14 protein-coding genes are annotated in these 11,298 nt (G+C 60.7%); 7 read left to right on the forward strand and 7 right to left on the reverse strand.

Annotated features, from left to right (window positions below):
- Window positions 1–45: 45 nt before the first annotated feature.
- From HX873_RS05720 to HX873_RS05740, 5 genes are all read right to left on the reverse strand, one after another.
- Complete coding sequence (locus HX873_RS05720; RefSeq protein ID WP_003220064.1) at window positions 46–510, reverse strand: Spy/CpxP family protein refolding chaperone; 465 nt, start codon at window positions 508–510, stop codon at window positions 46–48.
- A gap of 244 nt (window positions 511–754) precedes the next feature.
- Window positions 755–1,432, reverse strand: coding sequence for a response regulator transcription factor (locus tag HX873_RS05725; protein WP_003220065.1), 678 nt, complete (start codon window positions 1,430–1,432; stop codon window positions 755–757).
- A 7-nt stretch (window positions 1,433–1,439) separates the two neighbouring features.
- Window positions 1,440–1,847, reverse strand: a complete 408-nt coding sequence (locus tag HX873_RS05730; protein ID WP_003220067.1) for a hypothetical protein — start codon at window positions 1,845–1,847, stop codon at window positions 1,440–1,442.
- 106 nt (window positions 1,848–1,953) lie between these two features.
- Window positions 1,954–2,253: a YciI family protein gene (locus tag HX873_RS05735; RefSeq protein WP_087692655.1), complete on the reverse strand. Its 300-nt coding sequence runs from the start codon at window positions 2,251–2,253 to the stop codon at window positions 1,954–1,956.
- Window position 2,254: 1 nt separating this feature from the next.
- Entirely contained in the window at window positions 2,255–2,851 is a 597-nt protein-coding gene (locus tag HX873_RS05740; protein WP_003220071.1) for a septation protein A, read from the reverse strand.
- A gap of 87 nt (window positions 2,852–2,938) precedes the next feature.
- On the opposite strand from HX873_RS05740, the gene HX873_RS05745 reads away from it, so the two are divergent.
- The 6 genes from HX873_RS05745 to rluB all read left to right on the forward strand — a co-directional run bounded on the left by HX873_RS05745 (window position 2,939) and on the right by rluB (window position 7,950).
- Complete coding sequence (locus HX873_RS05745) at window positions 2,939–3,802, forward strand: PHP domain-containing protein (protein ID WP_003220073.1); 864 nt, start codon at window positions 2,939–2,941, stop codon at window positions 3,800–3,802.
- A gap of 13 nt (window positions 3,803–3,815) precedes the next feature.
- Window positions 3,816–4,445, forward strand: a complete 630-nt coding sequence (locus tag HX873_RS05750) for an L-threonylcarbamoyladenylate synthase (RefSeq protein ID WP_003220075.1) — start codon at window positions 3,816–3,818, stop codon at window positions 4,443–4,445.
- A 120-nt stretch (window positions 4,446–4,565) separates the two neighbouring features.
- Entirely contained in the window at window positions 4,566–5,264 is a 699-nt protein-coding gene (locus tag HX873_RS05755; protein ID WP_172834604.1) for a ScpA family protein, read from the forward strand.
- A 12-nt stretch (window positions 5,265–5,276) separates the two neighbouring features.
- Window positions 5,277–6,236 carry an SMC-Scp complex subunit ScpB gene (scpB, locus tag HX873_RS05760; protein WP_102369771.1) on the forward strand — a complete coding sequence of 320 codons (960 nt, stop codon included), beginning with the start codon at window positions 5,277–5,279 and terminating at the stop codon, window positions 6,234–6,236.
- A 131-nt stretch (window positions 6,237–6,367) separates the two neighbouring features.
- A complete protein-coding gene (locus tag HX873_RS05765) occupies window positions 6,368–6,559 on the forward strand; it encodes a DUF1289 domain-containing protein (protein ID WP_008433107.1) in 192 nt (63 codons plus the stop codon).
- A gap of 143 nt (window positions 6,560–6,702) precedes the next feature.
- A complete protein-coding gene (rluB, locus tag HX873_RS05770) occupies window positions 6,703–7,950 on the forward strand; it encodes a 23S rRNA pseudouridine(2605) synthase RluB (protein WP_003220080.1) in 1,248 nt (415 codons plus the stop codon).
- A gap of 210 nt (window positions 7,951–8,160) precedes the next feature.
- Here the strand turns inward: rluB and HX873_RS05775 are convergent, their stop codons facing one another.
- Both HX873_RS05775 and HX873_RS05780 read right to left on the reverse strand, forming a co-directional pair.
- A complete protein-coding gene (locus HX873_RS05775) occupies window positions 8,161–9,120 on the reverse strand; it encodes a leucyl aminopeptidase (protein ID WP_087692659.1) in 960 nt (319 codons plus the stop codon).
- 77 nt (window positions 9,121–9,197) lie between these two features.
- On the reverse strand, window positions 9,198–9,335 hold the full coding sequence (locus HX873_RS05780; RefSeq protein WP_003175756.1) for a hypothetical protein: 138 nt from the start codon (window positions 9,333–9,335) through the stop codon (window positions 9,198–9,200).
- Window positions 9,336–9,859: 524 nt separating this feature from the next.
- On the opposite strand from HX873_RS05780, the gene HX873_RS05785 reads away from it, so the two are divergent.
- Window positions 9,860–11,272 (forward strand): amino acid permease, encoded by a 1,413-nt coding sequence (locus tag HX873_RS05785; RefSeq protein ID WP_177020974.1) that lies wholly within the window; start codon window positions 9,860–9,862, stop codon window positions 11,270–11,272.
- Window positions 11,273–11,298: the final 26 nt, after the last annotated feature.

Genomic DNA, 11,298 nt, shown 5'->3' on the forward strand with positions numbered 1-11,298 from the left:
AAGCCCAGCGGCGGTGGCCACTGGGCTGGGAGTGAAGCTAGATCATTATTGCGCTTTTTGCGGCTGCTGGGCTTTCCAGGCCTGGAATTCCTTCCACTCGGCGCGGCGCTCGGCTTGTTTCTTCACGATCTCGTCGAATTTCTTCTGTTGATCGGGTTTCAACACGCCACGGATGTCGGTCTGGGTTTTCTGCTTGGCGGCCGCCATTTCGTCTTTCATGGCTTTCTGATCAGCGGCTGGCAGTTTGTCCAGGTACTTGCGCACCAACTCTTTGCGAGCGTGCCATTGCTGGCCCATCAACTTGCCGATCTGCTGGCGCTGTTCAGGGCTCAGGTCCAGCTGGCTGAAAGGGCCACCTTTGCCCCGCATGCCGTGTTCACCGCCGTGACCTGGGCCACCCATCATGTGGCCTTCAGGACCGCCCATCGGGCCTGGGCCTTCTGGCGCAGCGGCCATGGCAACGGTTGGCAGGGCAGCAGCGAACATCAAAGCGATAAGGGTCTTGCGCATGGTGATTCTCCTGTCTCTATTCCGGTGAGTCCGGATGTGAGTAGATTACGGAGATCAAGGTCAGCGGCAGTCAGGGTACGGTAAAGCTTGGGTAAAGAGGATTTTGGGCGGGGCTGACAAAACTATTGGCGACCGTAGCAGCTGTCGAGCCTTGGCGAGGCTGCGAGGCAGGCGCTGCGGTCTGACACATGTACCGAGGCGATGCTGTCGCAGCCTCGCCGAGGCTCGACAGCTGCTACGCGGGCTAGAGGCTGTAGTAATAGCCGCGGCTACGCAGCGCCACGATCCGTGGCCGGCCATCCGGGTGCGGGCCGATTTTCTTGCGCAGGTTGCTGACGTGCATGTCCAGGCTGCGGTCATACAGGGTCAGCTTGCGGCCCAGGGCGATTTGCGCCAGTTCCTGCTTGTCCAGCGGCTCGCCGGGCTGGCGCAGCAAGGCTTCCAGCAGGCGGCTTTCGGACACGGTCAGGGCAAATTCCTGTTCATCGATAGTGACCACGCCACGCACCGGGCTGAAACACAGGTCGCCCAGCTCCAGCTGAGTGGACACGGCGGCCGGGTGGCTGCGGCGCAGCACGGCGCGCAGGCGCGCGGTCAGTTCACGAGGATCGCAGGGTTTGGCCAGGTAGTCGTCGGCGCCCAGTTCCAGGCCGAGGATCCGGTCCAGGGGTTCGCCCCTGGCCGAGAGCATCAGCACCGGCAGTTCCGGGTGGTCGCTGCGCAATTGCTTGAGCAGCTCCAGGCCGCTGCCGTCGGGCAGCATCACGTCGAGCACCACGGCCGCCGGGGCGGCTTCAGCCAATGCCTTGCGGGCGCTCAAGCCGTCATGGCAGGCGCGCACCTGGAAACCTTCCTGGCTCAACCAACTGGTCAGCAGCTCACAGAGCTCCTGGTCATCATCTATCAGTAACAGCTCGCTCATGACTCACTCAATTTAGCCATTGTCGACGGCGCCGGTGCCCGCCACTGGCGAAGATCCCGCATAACAGGGCGATCAGCGCGACTGCCCCGCCGGTCACGAACCATTGTTGTTGCTCGGTAAGCCAGCGTGGCAAGGCACTGCCCTGTGCTTCTTTGAGTTGCTGGACCAGGCGTTGGTTCTCCTGGCGCAGTTTACTCAGTTGGGTACTTTCCCGCGTGGCGTCAGCACTTTGCAATTGCTTGCTCAGCTCATCGCGCTGGCGTTCGCTTTCTTTCAAACGTTGCTGCAAATCGGTGATCTGGCTGCCGGCACTCAAGGACAGGGGCGTGGAACTGCCGGTGTTCGAGGTTTCTTCAGCGTGGGCCGTAGCCCCGATCATTAACACTGCCAACAGACACAACTGACGTAAGCGCATCGGAACTCCTGATTCCACACGAATATTCAGAACGTTGTCGGCAGGTTACCGGGAATAATGAGCGTTTAGGAGTGCGCTGAAGCCATTTGGTTCAGCGCGCAACGAATCAAGGCAGGACTTGCTTGAACGGTTTGACCAGCACCTGGGCGTACACGCCGGCCGCTACATACGGATCAGCATCGGCCCAGGCTTGTGCCGCCGCCAGGGAGGCGAACTCGGCGACGATCAGGCTACCGATGAAACCGGCGTCTCCCGGGTCGTTGCTGTCTACCGCAGGATGTGGGCCGGCCAGTACCAGGCGGCCTTCGGCTTGCAGCTGTTTCAGGCGCTCGACGTGGGCCGGGCGTACGGACAGGCGTTTTTCCAGGGAGTTGGCGACGTCGGTGGAAATGATGGCGTAGAGCATGTCAGTCCTCGGTTTTCGGCGTGGTAGGGTCGGTGTCATGCAGGTGGCGCGACAGGTAGATACCCTGGCCGACCAGGAACAGCACGGTCATGCCCAGGCTGCCGAACACCTTAAAGTCCACCCAGTAGCTCTGGAAGGTAAAGGCGACGAACAGGTTGGCGGCGCCGCAGAACAGGAAAAACACGATCCAGGCGATGTTCAGGCGGGTCCACACCGGGTCTGGCAAGGTCAGCGCGTGGCCCATGATCCGCTTGATCAGCAGGCGATCACCGATGAAGTGGCTGCCGATAAAGGCCAGGGCGAACAGCCAGTTGACCACCGGGGCTTTCCATTTAAGGAAGGTTTCGCTGTGGAAGGCCAGTGTCAGGCTGCCGAACACAAGGCAGGCGACCAGGGTCAGCCACTGGCTTTTTTCCAGCTTGCGCTGGGAGATGAAGAGCGCGCCGTAGACCACCACGGAGCTGATGATCAGCACCGCCGTGGCGCTGTAGATGCCGCCGAGGGTCAGTTCGTGGCCGGCAAGATCGATAACGCGAGGGTCGGTTTTGTAAACGATGAAAAACAGCAACAGCGGGATGAAGTCGATGAATTGTTTCACAGTAAGAGCCAGAAGCTGGATGTGGCGGCATAATAACAAACATCCTTGGTAGCGAAAGCGCCAGCTGACTTGAGGTTACACACTCCCGTGAATGTTGATTTGCACTGCCATAGCACAGCCTCCGACGGCGCCCTGGCGCCCGCGGTCCTGGTTGCGCGTGCGTTTGAAAAAGGCGTGCGAGTCCTGTCGTTGACCGACCACGACACCCTCGAAGGCCTGGCAGAGGCCCGCGAGGCGGCGCATGCGTTGGGCATGCAACTGGTCAACGGAGTTGAATTGTCCTGCACTTGGGGCGGCGCAACCATCCACGTATTGGGCTACGGTTTCGACGTCAACGCGCCGCCGCTGGTGGAGGCCATCGCCAAATTGCACGATGGCCGCTGGCTGCGGTCCGAAGAAATAAGCCGCAAGCTGGCCCTCAAGGGCATGCCCAACGGCCTGGAAGGCGCCCGCGCCATCCAGCAGGAACTGGGTGACAGCGGCAACGCCCCGGCCCGCCCGCACTTTGCCGACTGGATGGTGCGTGAAGGTTTTGTAAAGGATCGCGCCGAAGCGTTCCGCAAATGGCTGGGTGCCGGCAAGCTGGGGGACGTCAAGCAACACTGGCCAACCCTGGAAGACACCGTTGGCACACTGCGGGCAGCAGGTGCCTGGGTCAGCCTGGCGCATCCGTGGCATTACGATTTCACCCGCAGCAAGCGTCGCAAGCTGATTGGCGACTATATTGGAGCGGGCGGCCACGCAATCGAAGTGGTCAACGGGCATCAACCCGCCGAGCAGGTAGGCAGCCTGGCGATTCTTGCCCGTGAATTTGGTCTGCTGGTCAGCGCCGGCAGTGATTTTCATGGCCCCGGCGGCTGGTCCGAGATTGGCGAGTACCGCGCCGTTCCGGAAGATTTGCCGCCCCTTTGGTGTCGCTTCAAACATGACCCCATTATTGCCACCGTCTGAACAGGTAGAACACGTGAGTCAATTCTTCCAGATTCATCCGGAAAACCCGCAGGCGCGCCTGATCAAACAGGCCGTGGAGATCATCCGTGCCGGTGGCGTGGTGATCTACCCCACGGATTCGTCCTACGCCATCGGTTGCCAGATCGGCGACAAGAATGCGGTCGAGCGCGTAAGACGCCTGCGTGACCTGGACAAGAACCACAACTTCGCACTGATTTGCAGCGACCTGTCCCAGCTGGGGCTGTTCGCCAAGGTCGACACCGGCACCTTCCGCCTGCTCAAGGCGCACACGCCGGGGCCCTACACCTTCATCCTCAACGCCACCCGCGAAGTGCCGCGCCTGCTGCTGCACCCGAAGAAGCGCACCATCGGCCTGCGGGTGCCGGAACACCCGATCGCCCTGGCGCTGCTGGCCGAACTCGGTGAGCCGCTGATGAGTGTGTCGCTGATCCTGCCGGGGGAAGAAGAGCCGTTGTACGACCCTTATGAAATGCGCCGGCTGCTGGAAAAACACGTCGACCTGATCATCGACGGCGGCTACGGCGGCAACAAGGCCTCTACCGTGATCAACCTGGCCGACGGCGAGCCGGAAGTGGTGCGCGTAGGGTGTGGCGACCCGGCACCGTTCATGGTCGAGGCCTGAATGTCGGCCGTGGAAGCCGTCGACAGCCAGGCGGGCGCCCAGCAAGAACTGCCATTTGCCATGGTCTACGGCCAGGCCGTGATGGAAATGCCGCTGGACCTGTACATCCCGCCGGATGCGCTGGAAGTCTTCCTCGAAGCCTTCGAAGGTCCGCTGGACTTGCTGCTGTACCTGATCCGCAAGCAGAACATCAATATCCTCGACATCCCGGTGGCGGAAATCACCCGCCAGTACATGGGCTACGTCGAACTGATGCAGACCGTGCGCCTGGAACTGGCCGCCGAATACCTGGTGATGGCCGCGATGCTCGCGGAAATCAAGTCACGCATGCTGCTGCCGCGTTCGGAGAGCATCGAGGCGGAAGAGGATGACCCCCGCGCCGAACTGATCCGCCGCCTGCAGGAGTACGAGCGCTTCAAGGCCGCGGCCGAAGGCATCGACGGTTTGAGCCGGGTCGGCCGCGATGTGGTGGTGCCCAAGCTCGACGCCCCGGAAGCCCGGGCGCGCAAGCTGCTGCCGGACGTGAGCCTGGAAGAGTTGCTGATGTCCATGGCCGAAGTACTGCGCCGTGGCGATATGTTTGAAAGCCATCAGGTCAGCCGCGAGGCACTGTCCACCCGCGAGCGCATGAGTGATGTGCTGGATCGCCTCAAGGGCGGCGGGTTTGTGCCGTTTGTCGAGCTGTTTACCAAGGAAGAAGGGCGCCTGGGGGTAGTCGTGACCTTTATGGCGATCCTTGAGCTGGTCAAGGAATCCTTGGTCGAGCTGGTCCAGAATGAGCCTTTTGCGGCTATCCACGTGCGGGCGCGAGCCGAATAAAGAGCTGAATCGATGAATCTGACTGAACCCCGCGAACTGGCCCCGCTGCTGGAAGCCTTTCTCCTGGCCTCGGGCAAGCCGCAATCCCTGGAGCGCCTGTTCGAACTGTTTGAAGAAGCCGAGCGCCCTGAGCCGCCGGTGTTCAAGAAGGCCCTGGAGATTCTGCGCAAGTCCTGCGACGGCCGTGCCTTCGAGCTGCGGGAAGTGGCTTCCGGGTATCGCCTGCAAATTCGCGAGAAGTTTTCGCCGTGGGTCGGCCGCCTGTGGGAAGAACGCCCGCAGCGCTATTCCCGCGCGATGCTGGAAACCATGGCGCTGATCGCCTATCGCCAGCCGATCACCCGGGGCGAGATCGAAGACGTGCGCGGCGTCGCGGTCAACAGCCATATCGTCAAGACGTTGCTGGAGCGGGAGTGGATCAGGATCGTTGGCTACCGCGACGTGCCCGGCAAGCCGGCGATGTTTGCCACTACCAAGGTGTTCCTCGACCACTTCAACCTGAAAAACCTCGACGACTTGCCGCCGCTGGCCGAGCTGCGGGAGATGGAGCCGGACCCGGTCCTGGATTTCGACGACGCACCGGTGCCCGCCGGGTTGCAGGAGCTGGCCGACGCCAGCGCCGAGCCGGAAGAGCCGAAGGACGAAACCAGTTTCCACACATTGTTGCTGGAACTGGATGACATGGAGCAGGGCATCAAGACTGACTTCGATGACTTGCTGCGTGATGGTGCGGCCAGTGACGGTGAGCAGGAGCCTGCGCTGCAACTGAACGTTGAGGTTGAGCTGCCAGTCGAAGTTGAAGATGAGCCCGAGCCTGAACCCGAGGAGGACATCCTCGGCGTCGCCGAAGCGCGTGCCAAACTGCTGGCCGCCGTCGCAGCGCTCGAACAACCGCCGCTGAGCGACGAAGAAGACGAAGCCCGCGCCCTGGCCGAAGCCATCGAAAACGAGCGCCGCCAATTCGAAGACTGACGCAGAACAAAATGTGGGAGCGGGCTTGCTCGCGAATGCGGTGGGTCAGCCAAGCATCCGGCGACTGACACACTGCATTCGCGAGCAAGCCCGCTCCCACATTTGGATTGTCGCCAGCAAGGAGAACTCAAATGAGCTCCACCAAAGACCCCTGCATCAGCGTCTGCAAATTCACCGATGACATCTGCGTGGGCTGCGGGCGCAGCAAGCGCGAGATCCGTGCCTGGAAGAAACTCGACAAGGTCGACAAGCGCACGGTACTCGCCGAAGCCGAGCTGCGCCTGCTGGCGCTGGGTGCCACCGGTCGGCGGAAAGGCAAATGAGCCCGCACTTATCGACTAGTCTCTGATGCGCAACGCGCGCCATGAGCGTATGATTCGCGACCCTTTGGCGATGCGTTCGCCAAAAGCCCAGCTTTTACTATCTTCAGGCCAAGCCTGAATCGACACACCGGGAGGTGCTTAAGATGAGTGACCAAGACCAGAACGACACCCAGGAAATCGGCCCCGCAGGCGAAAAACTGCAGAAAGTCCTCGCCCGTATCGGCGTAGGCTCGCGCCGCGACGTAGAAGCCTGGATCACCCAGAAGCGCATCAAGGTCAACGGCGTTGAAGCCACCCTTGGCCAGCGCGTCGACCTGCACGATGCCATCACCATTGATGGCAAGGTCATCAAGCGTGAAGAGGCCGCCGAATCGGTGCGCCGCGTCATCATGTACAACAAGCCTGATGGCGAAATCTGCACCCGTGACGACCCGGAAGGCCGTCCAACCGTATTCGACAAGATGCCGCGCCCCAAAGAAGGCCGCTGGATCAACATCGGTCGTCTCGACATCAACACCACCGGCTTGCTGATGTTCACCACCGACGGTGAGCTGGCCAACCGCCTGATGCACCCTTCCTACGAGATGGACCGTGAATACGCGGTACGTGTGCGTGGTGAAGTCGATGACGAAATGATCGAGCGCTTGAAAGCCGGCGTCGTGCTGGAAGACGGCCCGGCCAGGTTCACCGACATCAAGCAGGCGCCGGGCGGCGAAGGCTTCAACCATTGGTACCACTGCGTGGTGATGGAAGGCCGTAACCGTGAAGTACGTCGCCTGTGGGAATCCCAGGGCCTGGTGGTCAGCCGCCTGAAGCGCGTGCGTTTCGGCCCGGTGTTCCTCAACTCCGACCTGCCGATGGGCCGCTGGCGCGAAATGAGCCAGTACGAAGTCGACATCCTCAGTGCCGAAGTCGGCCTGACGCCGGTGGCCATGCCGCAGATGAACGCCAAGAGCAAAGACAAGCTTGAGCGTATGCAGCGTAAATCGTCGCGTCCGGTGGCGCGTACCGACCGTGTTGCCCGCACCCTGCGCCCTGCGCTGGATGCACCGGCCACGGGCGGCCGCATCTCCCGCGAGCCGCACATCGAAGGCGAGCGTCGTCCTTCGGCACCGCCCCGTCAGGATGGCGAACGTGCGCCGCGCGCACCGCGTCCAGCCGGTCGTGGTGATGCACCTGCCGGCGGTCGCGGTAACCGTGGCGAGTCTGGTCGTGGTGCTCCGGCTGCGGGCCGTGCCGACGACAGCGCCAGCACCAAACGTCCAGCCAAGCCATCGCCGAAAAAGCGCCCGGGCCTGAAGCTGGTCGATGACGCGCCATCGGGCAAGCGTCGTGGTGCACCGGCCGGTTCCGGCCAGCGTCCAGGTTTTGGTCGCAAGAAGCCGCAGTGATTCGTTAAGCGCTGCATAAAAACGCCAACCCTCGGGTTGGCGTTTTTTTTGGCCTGGATTTGGAACCTGCTCTATGAGCAAAGCAGGTCCATTGTGGGAGCGGGCTTGCTCGCGAATGCGGTGTATCAGTTGATACATCCAGTGACTGACCCACCGCATTCGCGAGCAAGCCCGCTCCCACAGTTGATCTCCATTGTTTTGGCGGGCGTGTCAGAACATGAAAGCCCCATCGAACACGGGTTTATCGTCGAGGGCCAACACGCCGCTGGCGAAGATCAGGTCCAGGTGGTGGCTGCCTTTCTGCCCGCCACCCAATCCCAGGTGCAGCCCGCAATGACGCTCTTCAAAGCCGGCGTTGCGCGCATACAAATCCTTCACGCCTTCATTGGTGCCAATGCCCAGTTCTTCCACCCGGCGATTGGACGGGTTGGCATTCAGGTATTTGTTGAAGTCATCCGCCAGCCCCGGCACTTCGCTGGCCACGGTGCAGATGGTCGAGTTCTCGATCCACAGTTCCAGCGGTGATTGCAGTACGCCGTATTTGCGCGCAAAGGGAATGGTGCTGAGGAAGGTGCCGACGAACCGCACCTGGCCGTTGATGGCCTCGCTGTGGGTGGCGATCTCGCCGGGTGCCAGGTCGTGGTTGCCGATGCCGTTGATATTGGTCCACTTCTTGATGCTGCTCATGGGCGCTTCAAGGCGCGAGCCATGCTGGTCGGTGAAGCTCAGCACGCTGGCCTGGGACATGCGCCGGATCAACGTGGCGTTGAGGTCGGCAATTCGCTGTGGGGCGACGCTGAAGGTGTCGTAGAAATAGTCGCCGTAGTCCTTGAGCAGCAGGGATTTTTTCCAGTGCTCGGCCATCACGCCTTGCAGCGCACGGATAAAGTCCGGGCCTTCGGCGCGTGGGTTGGGCAGGGTCGAGGAATCGTAGAGGAACATGTACAGGTCGCAGCCTTCGATGGCCTTGGCCAGCGTTTCGCTGGGGGCCTGGTCCAGGCGCTGTACCTGGAAGTCGAAGCGGGCAGCGCTGCCCTGGATGATCGACTGGGCAATGGCGTCGTAGCGCTCGGTATGGCCGAGCAAAATGGTGGGGCGGTGCAGGCCGGCGAGGGCCGGGTGATGGGCGAGGTAGTAGAGAAAATGTTCGACGGCGCGGGCCTTGTCCATGACGTCCTTCCTTCAAAGCCTTCGGTAGGAGCAGTGGCAGGTGCGGCGTCCCGCACCTGCCGGGGTGCCTGATCAGATTAGAAAGGCCACATCGCGGTGCCGAACGGCACGACGGCATCGGCTTGCATCATTTCAACGGCGGCCTCATGGGTCGGCGCTTCAAACCAATCGTCGAGTTGCAGTTCGGTTTCCAGGTCATTTTCCAGTGCTTGCATGGTGAATCTCCTAGATGACGTTGTTTGAGAACGAGCTTGCCAGCTTGCTGCGCTGGGCAAGTGGATGAACCTAGAAGAGAGTGTTTGGGATTGCAAAATTTTTATTGACACGGTTCCATTTGGATTTTTTATTCCGTTTTGATGGCGATTTGGTTTATGTCGATGAAACAGAGAGTTGGTTGCATCGTTTTGTAGAAATCGTCCTTTCGTCAACTTCTCGTTATCTGAAAGAATTTTCCTAATGTCCCTCCTATCTGCCGCACCGCATCCTGTCAGCCCAGACAGGTTTGGCGGTGTACAATGCGCCGCGTTTTACTGTGATCCCACTCTCTCAGGGCTATCCGCCTTGTTCATTCCGCCTGGCCACAAGCCCGTCGGGTTCGATTTCGTCACAGATAAAAACAACAGGTGACGTATGACCGTAAGAAAAAACGCTGGACCGGGGTTTGATCGGCGCTGCTGTAGCCCGTTACCAAAGCAGCACCCCTCCATGAGCACCCTCAACCTTGCGTGAGACCCTTTCCATGAGTGAAGCCAACTCGCATTCAGGCGAACTGAAGCGCGGCCTGAAAAATCGCCATATCCAACTGATCGCCCTCGGTGGCGCGATTGGCACCGGGTTGTTCCTGGGGTCGGCCGGCGTGCTGAAATCCGCCGGGCCGTCGATGATCCTCGGGTATGCCATCTGCGGCTTTATCGCCTTCATGATCATGCGCCAGCTGGGCGAGATGATCGTCGAAGAGCCGGTGGCCGGTTCCTTCAGCCACTTTGCCCACAAGTATTGGGGCGGTTTCGCCGGCTTCCTGTCGGGCTGGAACTGCTGGATTTTGTACATCCTGGTGGGCATGTCGGAGCTGACGGCAGTTGGCAAGTATGTGCACTACTGGTGGCCCGAGATCCCGACCTGGGTGTCGGCGGCGGCGTTTTTTGTGTTGATCAATGTGATCAATCTTTCCAACGTCAAAGTCTTCGGCGAGGCCGAGTTCTGGTTTGCGATCATCAAGGTGGTCGCCATTGTCGGCATGATCGCCCTGGGCAGTTACCTGTTGGTGAGTGGCACCGGCGGGCCACAAGCCTCGGTGACCAACCTGTGGGAGCACGGCGGGTTCTTTCCCCATGGCGTGGGTGGTTTGGTGATGGCCATGGCGATCATCATGTTCTCGTTTGGCGGCCTGGAGATGCTCGGGTTTACTGCGGCTGAGGCGGACAAGCCACGCACGGTGATTCCGAAGGCGATCAACCAGGTGATCTACCGGATCCTGATTTTCTACATCGGCGCGTTGGTGGTGCTGTTGTCGTTGACGCCTTGGGACAGCTTGCTGGAGACCCTGAATGCCTCCGGGGACGCCTATAGCGGCAGTCCGTTTGTGCAGGTGTTTTCGATGTTGGGCAGCAATACTGCGGCGCATATTCTCAACTTTGTGGTGCTGACGGCGGCGTTGTCGGTCTACAACAGCGGCACTTACTGCAATAGCCGGATGCTGTTGGGGATGGCCGAGCAGGGTGACGCGCCTCGCGCATTGGCGAAGATCGACAAGCGTGGGGTGCCGGTGCGGTCGATCCTGGCGTCGGCGGCGATTACGCTGGTGGCGGTGTTGATGAACTACCTGATTCCGCAGCATGCGCTGGAGTTGTTGATGTCGCTGGTGGTGGCGACCCTGGTGATCAACTGGGCGATGATCAGTTTTTCGCATTTCAAGTTTAGGCAGCATATGGATCGGACGGGGCAGGTGCCGTTGTTCAAGGCGCTTTGGTATCCGTATGGGAATTATGTTTGCCTGGCGTTTGTGGTGTTTATTCTTGGGGTGATGCTGCTGATTCCGGGGATTCAGGTGTCGGTGTATGCGATTCCGGTTTGGGTGGTGTTTATGTGGGTTTGTTATGGGATCAAGAACAGGCGCAAGGCTCGGGAGGGGGTGGTGTTGAGTCGGGGTTGATCTCGGGTACATATCCGTTGCTGCGG

Origin of the sequence: Pseudomonas sp. P7758, from assembly GCF_013386485.1 — a bacterium.
Classification (GTDB): Bacteria; Pseudomonadota; Gammaproteobacteria; order Pseudomonadales; family Pseudomonadaceae; genus Aquipseudomonas.

What these genes read in the sequence shown, in the direction of transcription:
- HX873_RS05720 (WP_003220064.1), bottom strand. Translation starts at nt 510, where the DNA reads ATGCGCAAGACCCTTATCGCTTTGATGTTCGCTGCTGCCCTGCCAACC.
- HX873_RS05725 (WP_003220065.1), bottom strand. Translation starts at nt 1,432, where the DNA reads ATGAGCGAGCTGTTACTGATAGATGATGACCAGGAGCTCTGTGAGCTG.
- HX873_RS05730 (WP_003220067.1), bottom strand. Translation starts at nt 1,847, where the DNA reads ATGCGCTTACGTCAGTTGTGTCTGTTGGCAGTGTTAATGATCGGGGCT.
- HX873_RS05735 (WP_087692655.1), bottom strand. Translation starts at nt 2,253, where the DNA reads ATGCTCTACGCCATCATTTCCACCGACGTCGCCAACTCCCTGGAAAAA.
- scpB (WP_102369771.1), top strand. Translation starts at nt 5,277, where the DNA reads ATGAATCTGACTGAACCCCGCGAACTGGCCCCGCTGCTGGAAGCCTTT.
- HX873_RS05765 (WP_008433107.1), top strand. Translation starts at nt 6,368, where the DNA reads ATGAGCTCCACCAAAGACCCCTGCATCAGCGTCTGCAAATTCACCGAT.
- rluB (WP_003220080.1), top strand. Translation starts at nt 6,703, where the DNA reads ATGAGTGACCAAGACCAGAACGACACCCAGGAAATCGGCCCCGCAGGC.
- HX873_RS05775 (WP_087692659.1), bottom strand. Translation starts at nt 9,120, where the DNA reads ATGGACAAGGCCCGCGCCGTCGAACATTTTCTCTACTACCTCGCCCAT.
- HX873_RS05780 (WP_003175756.1), bottom strand. Translation starts at nt 9,335, where the DNA reads ATGCAAGCACTGGAAAATGACCTGGAAACCGAACTGCAACTCGACGAT.
- HX873_RS05785 (WP_177020974.1), top strand. Translation starts at nt 9,860, where the DNA reads ATGAGTGAAGCCAACTCGCATTCAGGCGAACTGAAGCGCGGCCTGAAA.